The 15,393-nt window shown below is 59.2% G+C and carries 9 protein-coding genes and 1 pseudogene; all 10 read left to right on the top strand.

Going from position 1 to position 15,393, the window contains the following annotated elements; genetic code table 11:
* Nucleotides 1-77: 77 nt before the first annotated feature.
* Complete coding sequence (locus BW919_RS04425; protein WP_088335833.1) at nt 78-1,247, top strand: DNA double-strand break repair nuclease NurA; 1,170 nt, start codon at nt 78-80, stop codon at nt 1,245-1,247.
* Nucleotides 1,234-2,811: an ATP-binding protein gene (locus BW919_RS04420; RefSeq protein ID WP_088335832.1), complete on the top strand. Its 1,578-nt coding sequence runs from the start codon at nt 1,234-1,236 to the stop codon at nt 2,809-2,811. Before BW919_RS04425 ends, BW919_RS04420 begins: the two co-directional genes overlap by 14 nt.
* 8 nt (nt 2,812-2,819) lie before the next feature.
* On the top strand, nt 2,820-4,175 hold the full coding sequence (locus BW919_RS04415; protein ID WP_232452949.1) for a DNA repair exonuclease: 1,356 nt from the start codon (nt 2,820-2,822) through the stop codon (nt 4,173-4,175).
* Between the two features lie 7 nt (nt 4,176-4,182).
* A complete protein-coding gene (locus BW919_RS04410; protein WP_088335830.1) occupies nt 4,183-6,825 on the top strand; it encodes an AAA family ATPase in 2,643 nt (880 codons plus the stop codon).
* An 82-nt stretch (nt 6,826-6,907) separates the two neighbouring features.
* Nucleotides 6,908-7,327 (top strand): annotated as a pseudogene (locus BW919_RS08180) (4Fe-4S binding protein); the annotation flags it as partial.
* A 13-nt stretch (nt 7,328-7,340) separates the two neighbouring features.
* On the top strand, nt 7,341-7,619 hold the full coding sequence (locus tag BW919_RS08045; protein WP_088335829.1) for a DNA-directed RNA polymerase subunit H: 279 nt from the start codon (nt 7,341-7,343) through the stop codon (nt 7,617-7,619).
* Between the two features lie 10 nt (nt 7,620-7,629).
* Nucleotides 7,630-9,228 (top strand): DNA-directed RNA polymerase subunit B'', encoded by a 1,599-nt coding sequence (locus BW919_RS04395; protein ID WP_088335828.1) that lies wholly within the window; start codon nt 7,630-7,632, stop codon nt 9,226-9,228.
* A 112-nt stretch (nt 9,229-9,340) separates the two neighbouring features.
* The gene (rpoB, locus tag BW919_RS04390) at nt 9,341-11,200 is read left to right on the top strand and encodes a DNA-directed RNA polymerase subunit B (RefSeq protein WP_088336497.1); all 1,860 of its coding nucleotides are present in this window, start codon (nt 9,341-9,343) and stop codon (nt 11,198-11,200) included.
* Nucleotides 11,197-14,055, top strand: a complete 2,859-nt coding sequence (locus BW919_RS04385) for a DNA-directed RNA polymerase subunit A' (RefSeq protein WP_088335827.1) — start codon at nt 11,197-11,199, stop codon at nt 14,053-14,055. The genes rpoB and BW919_RS04385 overlap by 4 nt, the downstream gene beginning before the upstream one ends.
* A gap of 12 nt (nt 14,056-14,067) precedes the next feature.
* Nucleotides 14,068-15,354 carry a hypothetical protein gene (locus BW919_RS04380; RefSeq protein WP_088335826.1) on the top strand — a complete coding sequence of 429 codons (1,287 nt, stop codon included), beginning with the start codon at nt 14,068-14,070 and terminating at the stop codon, nt 15,352-15,354.
* Nucleotides 15,355-15,393 lie beyond the last annotated feature (39 nt).

Raw genomic sequence — 15,393 nt, 5'->3', positions numbered from 1 at the left:
AACGTTCTACCTCCCGCAATCTAGTTATCGGCACCCTGTCTGGGGAAACGTCGAAGTGAACGGGGAGAACGTCTCCCTTGGCCGGAGAGCTCGACCGGTTTCTGGAGCGTGGTCGCGTAAGGCGCGGCCGGGACTACGGCCGGTTGTTAGAGGACATCTCGCGGCGTCGGCGGGAGCTTGCGGAGGATGTTATCAACGTGTATCGACGGGTCTCTCCTGTCAGGAACCCGGTCCTGCGCCGCGTACTGGAGGTCGTAGCGGAGCGCAAGCGGGAGGTGAAGCCGGAACATCCGGACCCCGAAGTCACGTTCGGTGTGGACGGCGGGGAGGGGATGAGGGAGTACCAGGGCGTCGTTCTCTACGTGACACGGGCGGCGGCCTGGTCGGAGGCGGACGTGTTCTCCTCGTGGGACTTCGGCGTCCTCTCCAGGACGAGGACCCCGCAGATGAGGGTGGCGGCGAGGCGCGTGAAGTTGGAGTCCGACGTGGCTACTCGGGCGGTGGAGCGCGGTGGAGAGGTAGTGATGCTGGACGGACCGATTGTACCACACCATGATCTGAAAGGTGCGAACGAAGACAGTCCGAACCGACGGGATTACTGGGGTCGAATCCTGGATGCTCGACGGGCAATGTTGGAGGTTTGCGAGGAGGAAGACGCCGTCGTGATGGGTATCGTGGAGGACTGTAAGGCGAAGCACCTGCTCAGGGACGTGCGGGACGAGTTGGGGGAGGACCTCCCGCTGAAGGCTCTTCCGAACGATCCAGTGGCACTCTCCCGTGAACTCAACGGGGGTCCTGTCCTGGAGGTCGGCGAGCGCACGCACGCGTTCGAACTTCCGGACGGGGATTACCCGGTAGTTCGTGAGTTCGAGGAGGCCACCGGATACTCCGTCTTCACGTTCTACGTGCGGACTACTAAGTATTCACCGCCAGTTCGTGTTGAGATCCCGGAGTTCGTGGACCCAGATGAAGCGGCCGGCGTCGTTCTGGGTACTTCGATAGAGTACGGTGGGTACGGAATACCGTTCCCACTGGTGATGGCCGACGAGTTCGCGAAGGTTGGAAGGTCTCTGGTTGACTGGATAGAGGAAGAGGTCTTGACGGAGCTGGCGTTGGACGGACGGTTCGACGTTATCTTCACGGTGTTCCGAAAGCTTCGGCGGGAGTCGCGTCCCAGGCGCAGGTCGAGCGCGGAGGCGGAGCGGGAGATTCACGTAAGGCACGGGGGTGAGGATGGTGGATCGTAAGGTCGTCGGGTACGTCTATGAGAGCCCGTCCGTTCGTGAGTTTACGTTCGTGGTGAGCCGGGACGCGGAGGACGTCGGTGTGGGAGATTACGTGGTCGTGCGGGAGCCGGACTCGGACGGTCGAGAGCTCCTGGGTCGCGTGGAAGACGTGCGCCGGGACGTGCACGAGGGGATCAAGGGTGAGATTGCCAAGGCTTCGATGGTGAGCGGACGGCCCGTGCCCGAGCTGGACTGGACGGTCGTGGCTAGGGTCGAGGTGCTGGGGGCGCTCGAGGACGGGCGGCTCCGTGATCCTAGGATGCCTGCGAGGCCCACGGACGCTGTCTACCGGCTGCCTGAATCGGAGCTTGAGGAGTTGTTCTCGAAGGGTGAAGTGTTCCTGGGACGTCTGAAGGATTCCCGGGCGAGGGTTTTCCTGGGTCTGAACGAGCTGATAACGCTCCACTGCGCCGTGCTCGGAATGACGGGTAGCGGTAAGAGCTACACCGTAGGTGTGTTGATCGAGGAGACGGTGCGGCACGGCGTTCCGGTCGTGGTGATCGATCCGCACGGGGAGTACACCAGCCTGCGTGAGCCTTCGTACGATCGGGAGCGACTGGAGCGATGGGGGTTGGAGCCCGAGGGACTGAGCGACGTGGAAATCTTCGCTCCCCCGCACTCGGAAGGTTTGAAGGACTACCATATCACGATCGACACGACCAAGCTCGAGGTTGACGACTTCGAGGTGCTGGCTCCGGAGTTGTCGAAGCGTAAGGCGGCGCCACAGGTGCTGGAGGAAGTCGTGAGGGAGCTGCAGCGCAGGTACAGAGAAAAAGGTGAGAAGTACTCCCTTGAGGACGTGGTCGAGGAGCTTGACGCTCAGGCGAAGCGTGCGAGGGCCAGCGGAGATGTGGTGCAATACCAGGCGGCGAGGGCGGTCTTGAGGGACCTACGCCCGCTGCTGAGGTACGGAATCTTTGACACGTCCGAGTCTCCTGATCTTAAGCGGCACGTGCGTCCGGGTCGCGTGCTGGTCCTGAACCTGCGTGGGGTTCCGGACAGGGCGCAGCAGATCGTGGTCACGCACTTCTTGAGGCGGTTGTTCGAGCTCAGACAGAGGGACGAGATCCCGCCGGTGTTCGTCGTCCTGGAGGAGGCCCACAACTTCGCTCCGGCGGGTGAGGAGAGGTCCTCTTCCAAGACCGCGTTATCCGTCGTTCGAGACTTCGCTCGAGAGGGGAGGAAGTTCTTGGCCGGACTGTGCGTCGTGAGCCAGCGACCGGGCCGCGTGGACACGACCGTTCTCTCTCAGTGTAACACCATGATTGTCCTCCGTACGGCCAACCCGGACGATCTGGAGAACATCCGGAAGAGCGGTGAAGGGATCACTAAGGAGGCTCTCGAGCGGATCAAGGGGTTACCCACCGGCACGGCGTTCGTGACTGGTAGTGCGATCCGGATCCCGGCGTTCGTGGACGTCAGGCCAAGGAAGACCCGTCATGGCGGCGAGACACCGGACGTTCTCGAGATCGTGGAGCGGTGGGAGGAGACCGATGCGGAAGAGGACCTGGACTTGGGGATCTGACCTTGAGGATGGCCCACGTGGCAGACGTCCACCTCGGTCACGCCCTAATGAACTTACGTTCCCGAGAAGAGGCCGTGATGGAGACGTTCGAGCGGCTGATGGAGGAGGTCCGCGAGTGTTCCGTGGATGTACTCGTGATCGCGGGTGATCTCTTCGAGCACGCACGGCCTAAGACTGAGGCACTGTATTTGGCCGTGGAGGAGCTCTCGAAGCTGAAGGAAGACGGTGTCGAAACCGTCGCGACCGCGGGCAACCACGAGATCCGCCGGAGGAAAGGTGCCGTTTCTCCGATCTCCGTGCTGGAGCGGATGGGACTGGTCCGGCACCTCTACTACTCGGAGCGACGTCCTGAGAGGCATCGGTATACGGCCACCTTCGACGATGTACGTGTGACGTTCCACGGGCTCCAGTACCTGCCGAAGAACTCGTTCGTTGAGAAGGCTAAGGTCATCAGATCCAAGTACAGACCTGACCCTGAGGCGGACGTCAACGTAGCGATCTTCCACCAAGCCCTCCCTGGGACTATCCCAGACGAGTCCGAGGTCGTGGAACCCGCGTACTTCCCTGAGGGACACGATTACTACGCGATGGGCCACGTCCACGTCCCGAGTCGTGAGGAGAAGATCCACGGGAATCCGGCCCCTTATCCCGGGAGCCCCGAGCCGCTGACGTTCCGGGAGATCAGGGACGAGAGGGGCACGCACGGGCGTCGCGGTTTCTTCCTCGTGGAGTTCGACCGAGACGGACTCGCCGAACACGAGTTCGTTGAGGTGGAGTGGAGTCGAGGACTATCCGTAGTGGAAGTCAGGGGAGAACGCTGGGAAGAGGAACTACGTAGGAAGATCAAGCGTGGGCAGATCGTTAAGGTGGTAGTCAAGGATACAAACGCATCCCCGGAAGATGTCGAGAAGGTCGCTATCGAAGCTGGGGCCGATCGATGCGTGGTGGAGCTACGTGAGCGGAGGCGTGAGGTCGAGGGAGGAGACGAGACCCGAGGACCGATTAACCTCGAAGGTATAATCCGAGATGGTGTTAAGAAGGCCAAGGCCGCGACCCTGAACCGCGTGGACGTGCCGGATGACGTCGTGGTCGAGGTGGCGCTGGAGATACTGAGGGGCGTCCGGGAGGACAACCCTCCCGATCTGGAGGACGTCGAAAGTATCGTCGCGGGAGAACCGGGGTCGGAGGGTTCGGAGGGGTCCTCGGAGGAACCGAAAGAATCAGAGGAAGAAGAGCGCCCTGAGGTGGATGGTGAGGAGGTGAACGTCGGGGGACGTGGGACGTCGTCCGAAGGGATGAGTCGCACTACGGGGTCTAAGCTCGGGTCCTCCGGCCGGCCCTCACTGGACCGCTGGATCGGGTGATGATCGAATGATCGAGCGTGTGAGGATAGAAAACCTCAGGTCCCACAGTAGCACCGAGATCGAGTTCCGTGAAGGAATCAACGTACTCATAGGTCCAAACGGCGCAGGTAAGACTACTGTACTGGAGGCCATCACTCTGGCGCTTTTCCCGCGTACGTTCCGGAGTTACGACCATCTGATAAGGGAAGGAGAGCGCAGGGCCGTGGTGGAGGTCGTGTTCTGGGGAGTGGACGGGCATCGGTACAGGGTGCGACGAGAGTTCTACCGTGGCGGTGGGCAGAGGAACCCAAGACTGTACAGGGATGAGGGCGACGGGTGGAAAGTCGTCGCCTCGGGGCGTGTTGAGGACGTCGACCGTGAGGTCATGAACGCGTTGGGCGGAGTGAACCGGGACGTATTTCGGGAGGCAGTGCACATCGGTCAGGGAGAGATCGCGAAGCTCGTGGAAGCGACGAGAGAGGAAAGGAAGAAGATCGTCGACAGGACTCTCGGGTTAGCGGAGTTCAAGAAGGCCCGTGATCGGGCACACGACTTACTCCGGGAGGCAGAGAGGAGTCTCGAGTACTTCAGAGAGCGGGTCCAGGAGTTAAAAGGGTCGGAGGACGAGCTCGAGAAAGTGAAGCGGGAGCTCGAAGAGCTGGAACGGAAGGAGAAGGAGTTGAAGCCCGAGGTCGAGAAGCTGAAGGAGCGGTTGGACGAACTGCGAGAGGCGAAGGATGACTTCGAAAAGCTGGAGCACGAACGACGGCGACTGGAAGACAAGATCAGGAACCTGGAGGAGAGACGTGACGATCTACGGAAGGAGGTCGAAGAGGGGAGGGAAGCTGAAAGGGAGCTTCGGAGACTGGGTGACATCCCGTCCAAAATACGTGAGCTCGAGGAAGAGGAGGCGGAACTACGGAGACGCATCGAGGAGCTGAGGAACCTCAGTGATGATTACCGCAGTGTCAAGAACAAGTTGGAATCCGCCGAGAAGGAACTGGAAAGTGTGGAACGAGAGCTCAAGGAGTTAAGGGAGGAGACCGGGATCGACCCGGAGAGTCTGGTGGAGTTCAAAAAGGAGATCGTGGAGGTCTCGGAACGGTTACGCGACATTAAGAGTGAGGAGGATCTCAGGGAGGAGTTGGAGAAGATACACGACGAGTTGGAAGAGTTGAAAGATCAGGAAGAAGGGCTGCGGAGAGAGTATGAGAAAATCCAAGAGCGCCTCGATGAGATTCGAGAGGAGCTGAAGGAAATCGAGGTGAAAAGAGAGGAACTACAGGAGCGTATCGAGAGTCTCAGGGAAGCCGAGGGCGAGTGTCCAGTCTGCCTTAGGAAACTGCCACGAGAGCGGGCCGAGAAGTTGCTGCACGATGCGGAGAGGGAGCTCGAACGTCTTCGGGAACGTGAGGGAAATCTACGTAAGGAACGTAGGAAACTGGAGGAAAAGCTCGAATCGGTGAAGAAGGAGTTGGAGAGCACAAAGGAGGAACTGGGTCGTCGGGAGGAGCGTCGTGAGGAGTTAGTAAGGGAGTTGGAGAAGACCGAGGAAATCAAAGGCGAACTATCAAACTTGTCGCACGATCTGGGTGTGAAAAGAAATCGACTACCCGAGTTGCTACCCGAGTTGCGCGATCTGGCCGTGAGAGCTGAAAGTCTTCTGGAGGACCGAGAGCGTCGGCGCGAGAAGGTTCTCCAACTGGAAGGTAAATTGGAACGTATATTGGACCGCTTCAGAGGGGTGATCGGAAGAACGCCGAGCGATTTGGAAGACGTCGAGGGGGAGTTACGGAGCCTCGAAGAGAAGAAGGATGACGTGGAGCGGAGACGTCGAGAGGCGGAGAGGAAGCTCGAACGTTACCGTAATCTGGAAGAGAAGGTGAAGAAGGCCAAAGAAGCCGGAGAGAGGTTAGAGAGGATCGAACAGGAGATCAAAGACGCCGAGGAAAAGTTGAAGAAAGTGAAGTGTGATCTGGAGGGGCTACAGAGGCGATACGGGTCCCGGGATAGATTGGAAGAGGAGATTGAGAGGGTGGAAAAGGAGTACGAAAGAGCCAGGGATGAACTCAGTGAGATCAGAGGAAGGCTGAATGAGATGGAAAAACGTAAGAAAGAGTTGGAGAAACAGGTGCGAAGGTACCGAGAGGCGAAGGAGCGCAAGGAGAGGTTGGAGCGAGTCGTGGAGGTGCTCAGTCTCTGCAAGGAGGTGTTCAGACATTCCCGTGACGTCGCCAGAGAGAGGGTGCTACCCGCCGTAGAGCGAGAGGCTTCGAAGATCTTGCAGGATCTCTCGGACCGGTATGGATCGTTGAGGATCGAGGATGACGGGGCCGTGATACGTGTCTCCGTGCCAGGTGGTCATTTCATAGAGGCCGACCGAATGAGTGGCGGGGAAAAAATTATAATCGGGCTGGCGTTGCGCCTGGCGCTCGCCATGGTGGGATCGAGCTTCGCTCCATTCATAATGTTAGACGAACCGACGGTGCACTTGGACGCGGAACACCGGGAGCGATTAGCGCAAGCCTTAAGAGAGTTGGAGCTAGGTGAGGGGCGCGTACGCCAGGCCATCGTCGTCACCCACGACGAAGAGCTCGAGGACGCCGCGGACGAGCTTTGGAGGATAGAGAACCGGGCCGGTGAATCCCGAGTAGAACGGTACTCCGGGTAATCTGACTTTGTATCGGGATTTCCGTGAGTTCCGGCCAGGCCTGAAGTTCCGGGCATGCGTAGCCTGCGGTGAGTGCGCCGCGATGTGTCCAGCTGGTTCACTGGAGATTCGGAAAGGGCCTGTTGATGCCTTCTGCGCGACCTGTAGGCTGTGTGAGGACGTCGAGGTACCTCGGTTGCCTTCCGATGTGGCCTCGATGCTGTGTCCTATCGCATTCGTCCAGCGCGTCGCGGAGCACCTCATGCCATATCCGTGGATCAGAGAGTCCAGGTGTACGGGGTGCGGTCTGTGCTTAGAGCACTGCCCGGAAGGGGCTCTGCGGTTGGAAGAGGGACGCGCGGTCGTGAGGGAAGACTGCGAGCTCTGCGGAACTTGCTGGGAGATCTGCCCCGTGGTGGACTGTATAATACCGCCGGTGGCCGCCGTGCGGGAGATCTTCCTGGGGTTCTCGGAAGCATCGTGTGTGGACTGTGGTCTGTGCGTAGAAACGTGCCCCTTTGGGTGGGGGAAGGAGCATGGCGGAGCGGTTGGATCCGGACGTGGTGTTGAATCACGTGCTCGTGCCGAAGCACGAGGTCATCGACGACGAGGAGGAGATCGAGAAGATACTGGAGGAGCTCGGAGTGGAGAAAGACGACTTGCCGAGGATCCACACGAACGACCCAGTGGTCGTGGCGCTAAGCGAGAAACTCGGCAAGCGGATCAAGCCTGGGAGTCTGATCAAAATCGTCCGGGACAGTCCGACCGCCGGTAAGACCGTGGTGTACCGGGTCGTGATCAACCCACCCGAATAGGGGGAGTCCGATGGCCGAGCCCGTCAAGTCTTTGAGTGAGGAGGATTATTTGGCGTTATTGGAAGGCTATTTACGTAGGAACGAGGAACTCCTTGGTGATGTAAAGACACACCCTCTCATCGCCCATCACTTCATGTCTTATCACTGGCTGATAGACGAGGGTCTACAACAGCTGATTGAGCAGATGGAACCGATCGAACCGGAGGTGGAGGGAGCCAGCTATCGGATCGAGTTCGAGAGTATTGAGGTGGGAGAACCCTCCTCGATAGAGCCAGACGGCGCGCGCCGGAAGATCTACCCCATGGAAGCTCGCCTGAGAAACATGCTCTACTCAGCGCCACTGTACGCGGAGATCGTGATGTACGAGGACGGGGAGGAGGTCGAGCGGGACAACGTCTACGTCGGCGAGCTACCTGTGATGGTCCGGTCGAAGGTATGTAACACCTACGACCTGTCGGAGGAGGAGCTGATCGAGGTCGGCGAGGATCCGAAGGACCCTGGAGGTTACTTCATCATCAACGGGTCGGAACGCGTGTTAGTGTCCCTGGAGGATATCGCACCGAACCGGTTGGTGAACGAGAAGATCAGGGAGCGTGGTGTGCTGGATGAGGTTCGCTCCCGGGTATACTCTCGGGGTGAGCGGTACCGAGGTCCAGTAGACGTCATCGACCGGAAAGGTCACTTGGTCGTTGACATGCCGGCCGTGTACCGGAAATTCCCAGTGGTGATCCTGCTGCGGGCGCTGGGGCTGACCGAGGAGGAGATCATGGAAGGCGTTGGTCCCGAGTTCGCCACGATCATGGCGGAGCAGATGAGAGTACTCGTGAAGGAGGAGATCGGCAGTCAAGAGGACGCACTGGAGTACATCGGCAGGTTGTCGAGACCGGACGAGAGTCGTAAGGAGAGGATTCAGCGGGGTAAGGAGGTACTGGCTAAATATTTCCTACCGCACATCGCCGAGGTCGACGACCTGGACGACGATGAGAAGCTGAAGGAGGTCTTCCGGAAGAAAGCCGACGAAGTACTCAAGATGGTACGTGAGGTGCTAGAGCTGAAGTACCGGAAGGTCAAGGTGAAGAGCGTACGCGACCGCGACCACTACGCGAACAAACGGATCAAGCTGGCGGGAGACCTCCTGTACGAGGCTTACGAATACGCGTTCCAGCAGCTGGCCCGCGAGATGAGGTACCAGTTCGAACGCGCGTACTCCCGGGGTCGCGAGCCCACCATCCGGTACATCGTGCGTCCGGACAAGGTCACGGACCACATCCGCAGCTGTATGTCGACCGGCACCTGGAGGACGGGCCACTACCGGCCAAGAACCGGAGTCTCACAGATTCTCGAACGACATACCTGGATGTCCACCATGTCGCACCTGCGGAGGATCAGGGCCGCTACGGAGCTAGGTGTGGGTAAGTGGTCGATCCCGAAGGAGGCCCGTTACCTGCACCCGACACATATGGGTCGGTTGTGCCCGAACGAGACCCCAGAGGGAGCCAATTGTGGTGCGATCAAAAACCTGGCCCTGTACGCCGAGGTCGTCCATAAAGACGCGGATGAGGATGAGGTGATCGAGATCCTGGAGGAAATCGGGCTCGAAACCGAGTAAGGGGGATCCCGAACCCGTGTCGAACGAGGAGGGTGGCGTGCGGGACGACGTGGAGACTCGTGTGGATAAGGCCGTTGAGCACGTTCTCAAGGGCCCCGAACGCGAGGAAGAGATGACCCAGGTGTACCTAAATGGACGACTGATCGGATACGTGGAGGACCCGGAGGAGTTCGTGGAGAAAGTCCGAGAGTTGCGACGGGAAGGTGTATTGCATCCGAGGGTTAACATCGCCTACCACGAGGACCTGAACGAGGTGCACGTAAACTGTGACCGTGGACGCGTGGTCCGTCCGCTACTGGTGGTGGAAGACGGCGAGGTCAAGCTCACTGAGGAGCACCTGGAGAAGCTCCGAGAAGGAGAAATCTCGTGGAAGGACCTAGAGAAGGAAGGCGTCATCGAGTTCTTGGACGCCGAAGAGGAGGAGAACGCGCTCATCGCCCAGTCTCTGGAGGAGTTCTACTCGATGCCTAAGGAGGAGCGGAAGAAGTACACGCACGTGGAATTGGATCCGGCCGCGATATTCGGGACGTGCTGCAGCTGTATCCCATGGCCGGAGTCTAACTCGGCGCCGCGTAACACGATGGGTACGAATATGACGCGGCAGGCGCTGGGCTTCTACGCCGCGAACCACCCCCTCCGGATGGAGTCCCGAGGTCACCTGATGTACTACCCGCACCGACCGCTCGTGAAGACCAGGGGCACGGAAGCTTTCGACTACGACGAGCGGCCGGCCGGTCAGAACATGATCGTCGCCGTGCTTACGTACGAGGGTTACAACATGGAGGACGCCATCATCATGAACAAATCCGCGATCGAGCGCGGTCTAGCGAGGTCGTTCTTCTTCAAGACGTTCGAGGACGAAGCACGGACGTATCCGGGTGGGATGAAAGACAAGTTCTGCATCCCGGAGAAGGAAGTGCGAGGATACCGGTCCGAGGACGCGTACAAGCACTTGGGAGAGGATGGACTAGCGGAGGTAGGGGAGCGCGTCGAGGGCCGCGACGTGATCATCGGAAAGACGAGCCCGCCGCGCTTCCTCGAGGAGTTCCGACCGGAGGAATTACCAGCAGAGGAACGGCGTGAGTCCTCCACGGCCATCCGGCACACCGACTCCGGTATCGTGGACTCCGTGATTATCACCGAGACCAGCGACGGGCACAAGCTGGTAAAAGTGAGGATCAGGGACGAACGGATACCGGAACTAGGTGACAAATTCTCCTCACGGCACGGTCAGAAAGGAGTCATCGGGATGATCGTCCCGGAGGAGGACATGCCGTTCACCGAGGACGGAATCACGCCGGACCTGATACTCAACCCGCACGCGCTACCGTCACGTGAGACCATGGCACATATCCTGGAGACGCTCGCGGGTAAGGCGGCTGCACTGAGCGGGAAGAGGATCGACGGTTCCGCGTTCACCTCGAACCCGAAGGAGGCTTACGAGGAAATCAAGGAGATGCTCCGAGAGTTGGGGTTCGAGCCCACCGGCAAGGAGGTAATGTACGACGGTCGTACTGGACAGAAGCTCGAGGCAGAGGTCTTCATCGGGGTGTGTCTGTACCGGAAGCTGTATCACATGGTGAAGGACAAATACCACGCGAGATCGCGCGGTCCGGTGCAGGTACTCACTAGGCAGCCGACGGAAGGAAGGGCCCGAGAGGGTGGTCTCAGATTCGGAGAGATGGAGCGCGATGACCTCGTGGCTTGGGGCACCTCATTGTTCCTGAAAGAGAGACTGCTCGACGAGTCCGACAAGTACGAGGCGTATATCTGCCCAAACTGTGGCGAGCTGTGCTACGTGCACGCCGCGACGGGCAAGACGATCTGTCCCATATGCGGCGAGGTGCGGGCCGACCGCGTCGAGATGTCGTACGCGTTCAAAATACTACTCGACGAGCTGAAGTCGTTCTGCATGGACGCCGTGCTGGAGGTCGGCTCGCTGTCCGAACGGGAGGAGGGTGAGGAGGAATGACCCATGTGGAAGGACCTCGAGTTCAAGATCCACCCAAGTACGTGAAGCGCATCCTGTTCGGAATTCTACCGCCCGACAAAATCCGTAAGATGTCCAAGGTCGAGGTAACGAGCCCGGAGACGTACGACGAGGACGGGTACCCGATCGAGGGAGGCGTGATGGACACCAGGATGGGCGTCATCGATCCCGGCCTCAGGTGTCGGACGTGCGGTCAGCCGGCCGGTCGCTGCCCAGGTCATTTCGGTCATATAGAACTCGCCCGCCCGGTCCTACACCCCAGGTACGCGGAGAGGATTAAGGACGTACTGCGGGCCACATGCCCGGAGTGTGGGAGGGTTAAGCTACCGGAGGACGAGATCGAAAGTTACCTCCGGGAGATCAGGGAGGGGATCAGGCCCGTCAAGTCGGTTGCGGCGGAGGTGGTAGATCGGGCTGAAAAGCGTGAATCGTGCCCGCACTGCAGCGCCGAGTCCAGGAAGATTACGTATCAGAAACCCACGACGATCATGATAGACGACGAACGGCTGTGGCCCGTAGACATACGGGCGTGGCTAGAGAAGATCCCGGATGAGGACGTCGAAATCCTCGGTTTCCATCCGGAACGGGCTAGGCCGGAGTGGGCAGTCCTGACTGTCCTGCCGGTACCGCCTGTGACCATGAGGCCTTCGATCATCTTAGAAACTGGCGAACGTGCCGAGGACGACCTGACGCATAAGCTCGTGGATATCGTCCGGGTAAACCTTAGGCTGAAGGAGTCACTCGAGGCGGGTGCCCCCGAGCCGATTATCGAGGACCAATGGGACCTGCTACAATATCACGTTACCACGTACATCGATAACGAGATCGGAGGAGTACCAGTCGCCAGGCACCGGACCGGCGGCAAGCCGCTGAAGGGTATTGTGCAGCGGTTGAAAGGTAAGGAAGGTCGATTCAGGCAGAATCTGGCAGGTAAACGTGTCAACTTCTCGGCTAGATCCGTCATCACACCAGATCCTGAGCTCGATCCGTTTACACTGGGTGTCCCCGAAGCCATCGCCAAGGAGCTCACAGTCCCGGAGCGGGTCACCGAGTGGAACATCGACAGACTCCGGAAGTTGGTACTCAACGGTCCGAACAAGCACCCGGGAGCCAACTATGTGGTCAAGCGGGATGGGAGCCGGATAAGAGTTACTGATGAAAACAAGGAGAAGCTCGCGGAAGAGTTAGAGCCTGGAGACGTCGTCGAGCGTCACCTAATGGATGGAGATCCAGTGATGTTCAACCGACAACCGACGCTGCACATCCAGTCGGAACTCGGCTTCCGAGTGAGGGTGATGCCCGGCAGGACGTTCAGACTTCCAGCGGCGTGTTATATGGGGGTGGGGTTCAACGCGGATTTCGACGGCGACGAGATGAACCTGCACGTGCCACAGTCCGAGGAGGCCCGAGCTGAAGTCAGAGAGTTGATGGGTTGCTACGTGTACCACCTATGGCCACCTAAGAACGGGCACGAGGACGTCCGTAACAGTCCCATCCATGAGGCGATCGTCGGTATCCACCTGCTGTCGAGGGCATGGATACCGCTAAGGGAGGCCTACCAGCTCCTGGAAGAGGTGAAGAAGGAGGGTGACTGGTTCAAGCCCACGGAGGTGAAGCTAAAGCCAGAGGCGAAGTACCGGCGCGGGTTTGAGGAGGAGATACACGAGCTAGAGTTCGTTTGCGGGCAGCCCAGGAAAGGTGAGCCGCTCGTAACCGGACGACAGCTGCTGAGTGTTTTCCTGCCGGACTGGATGGACGGAGTAGAGCTGGAGAATGCTGTCTGTCCGGACGACGAGGAGCACGGTAAAGTAGTGATTGAGAAGGGGCGCATCGTGCGTGGGTTCCTGGACGAGAAGACCGTCCACAGTATCATGACCGAGATCGTCCACCGTTACGCGACTAGGAAGATAGCGAAGGGTGAGTCGTACCCGTGGTTCGAGGCCGCTGAGATCACACTGAGGATAATGGATAAGATCGGTCGACTCGGTCTCCGGTTCGTGACGAGATACGGGTTCACGCTAGGTATAGACGAGTTCGAGGATATCTACGAGAGGTTCCGGGACAAGGTGGAGCGGCTGTGCGACGAAGCTGTTAAGGAGGCGAAGGGGATCATCGAGCGGGGCGAGCGGAGACTCCGGGAGCTCGAGGAGTACGAGACCTGCAACCGGAGCCGGATCGAGCGCGGCGAGATGTTAGAGAGAAATGTCGAGAGTGAAGTCATGGCCATCCTAAACCAGCCGCGAGTGGAGACCGAGAGACTACTGGAGAAGCACCGTGACCTGTTCAACCCGGCGTACATCATGCCGGAGTCAGGTGCGCGTGGAAGTATCACTAACATCGCGAGGATGGCCCTGATCGGCGGTCAGCAGGCCGTGATGGGTGAGCGTCCACATCGGGCGAAGCACAACACGGAGCACATCATGGAGAAGATCGTGAACTACTCGTACACGGATCGCGTTACACCGCACTTCGAGAAGAGCCTCATCCCGGGTGTGAAGGAGGGAGGATTCGTCCGTTCCGGCTTCTTCGAAGGTCTTGACATGGTCGAGTATTTCCTACACGCGATGAGCGGTCGGGAGGGACTCATAGACAAGGGCTTCAGAACGGCGGACTCGGGCTATCTACACCGACGCTATGTGACTACCGCTCTGGACCTGATTGTGGACTCAGAAGGGCGCGTGCGCGACAGCGCCAACAACGTCATCCAGCTGACGTACGGTGAAGACGGCATCGATCCCGCCAAGAAGTGGGGCTTGAATCTAGACGTCGGGAAGGCGCTGGAGGTAGTGAAGGAAGTGGTACTGGAAGAAGAGGAAGAAGAAGAGGAAGAAGAGTAGGGTGAGGCGAGGATGAACGTGGAAGAGCTGCTCGAAGAGGTCTGTAAGGAGGAGGAGGTGGAGCTCCCGGACTCGGTACACCGAGAGATAGTCGAGAAGGTGTCGGAGGACGAAGGGCTCAAGGATGCGGACGAAGAAACCGTGCGGAAGATCCTCCGGGCACTCGTACGCAACTACAAGTGCCGGCAGATCGAACGAGGAGACGCAGTGGGCGTCCTGGCGGCTCAGTCGATGTGTGAGCCGGCAACGCAGATGACCATGCGTACGTTCCACTTGGCCGGTGTGGCGGAGATCGATATTACCACCGGTATGCCGGCGTTGGAGCGTGTCCTTTCCCTTCCCTATCACGGTCCCCCGACGTGGGTCATCGAGCTAAGGCTCAAGGAACCGTACCGTAGCGATCGGGAGAAAGCCGAGGAAGTGGCACGGAAGATCGAGGAGACGCGGTTCGAGGAGCTTACGGAGTACATAGAGGTGAACCCGGATGAGTGCGCCATTGAGATCGGTCTGGATGAGGAGCGGATTGAAGAACACGGGATCGACGAGGACCAACTCGTCGCCTTTGTCCGTGAGCACACAGGCGGGGCGTGTCACCTCGAGGGAGATGTCCTTAAGGTGACGCTCGCAGATGTGGAGTCGACATCGGAGTTAGCCGAGATCGCGAACGACCTACGCGAGGCCGTAGTTAAGGGGATCGAAGGAGTACTCCATGCCTCAGTTCAGTACGACGAGGACGAGGATGAGTACTACATACTGGTCAGAGGTAGTCCGGAAGGAGCCCCGGAACGACCTCCTAGGTGGATCTCCCAGCGCGCTAGGAATAGCAAGGTGGCGAAGCGCGCCTACCTGATGCTGCAGCTGATGCAGTTAGACGAAGTAGACGCTACGCGGGTGAACACCAACGACCCGAAGATCGTGGACGTGATTCTCGGGGTGGAAGCCGGGAGGAACGCGATCATAGAACAGCTCGAAGAGGTGTATGAGAGCCAGGGGATCTCCGTAGACCTACGCCACTTCATGCTCATCAGCGACATGATGTCATTCTGGGGCGAGCTGCGTAGCGTACGGTCCGTCGGCGGTTACTCGGTGATGGAGCTGAAGGGTAGCCCGATCACGAAAGCCGCCTTCGAGTACGTATCGAGGGTCCTCACCGAGACGGCGACGTCGGGCGACGTCGAGGAGCTACGCGGAGTGCTCGAGAACATCATCGTGGGTAAACCGGTACCTGTGGGTACCGGTACGGTGGAACTCACAGTGGATTACTCCAAGTTCAGGGAAGGAGAGGAAGAAGAGAGTTGAACATAACCCCCTTTCCTCACCATAACCTCACGGAACTTA

The sequence above is a fragment of the Methanopyrus sp. KOL6 genome, assembly GCF_002201915.1.
Lineage (GTDB): Archaea > JAADCQ01 > Methanopyri > Methanopyrales > Methanopyraceae > Methanopyrus.
This window is presented reverse-complemented; position numbering and strand designations above follow the sequence as displayed.

Excerpts from the sequence above, each read along its gene's own strand:
- BW919_RS04420 (WP_088335832.1), top strand. The coding sequence starts at position 1,234 with ATGGTGGATCGTAAGGTCGTCGGGTACGTCTATGAGAGCCCGTCCGTT.
- BW919_RS04415 (WP_232452949.1), top strand. The coding sequence starts at position 2,820 with ATGGCCCACGTGGCAGACGTCCACCTCGGTCACGCCCTAATGAACTTA.
- BW919_RS04410 (WP_088335830.1), top strand. The coding sequence starts at position 4,183 with ATGATCGAGCGTGTGAGGATAGAAAACCTCAGGTCCCACAGTAGCACC.
- BW919_RS08045 (WP_088335829.1), top strand. The coding sequence starts at position 7,341 with ATGGCGGAGCGGTTGGATCCGGACGTGGTGTTGAATCACGTGCTCGTG.
- BW919_RS04395 (WP_088335828.1), top strand. The coding sequence starts at position 7,630 with ATGGCCGAGCCCGTCAAGTCTTTGAGTGAGGAGGATTATTTGGCGTTA.
- rpoB (WP_088336497.1), top strand. The coding sequence starts at position 9,341 with ATGACCCAGGTGTACCTAAATGGACGACTGATCGGATACGTGGAGGAC.
- BW919_RS04385 (WP_088335827.1), top strand. The coding sequence starts at position 11,197 with ATGACCCATGTGGAAGGACCTCGAGTTCAAGATCCACCCAAGTACGTG.
- BW919_RS04380 (WP_088335826.1), top strand. The coding sequence starts at position 14,068 with ATGAACGTGGAAGAGCTGCTCGAAGAGGTCTGTAAGGAGGAGGAGGTG.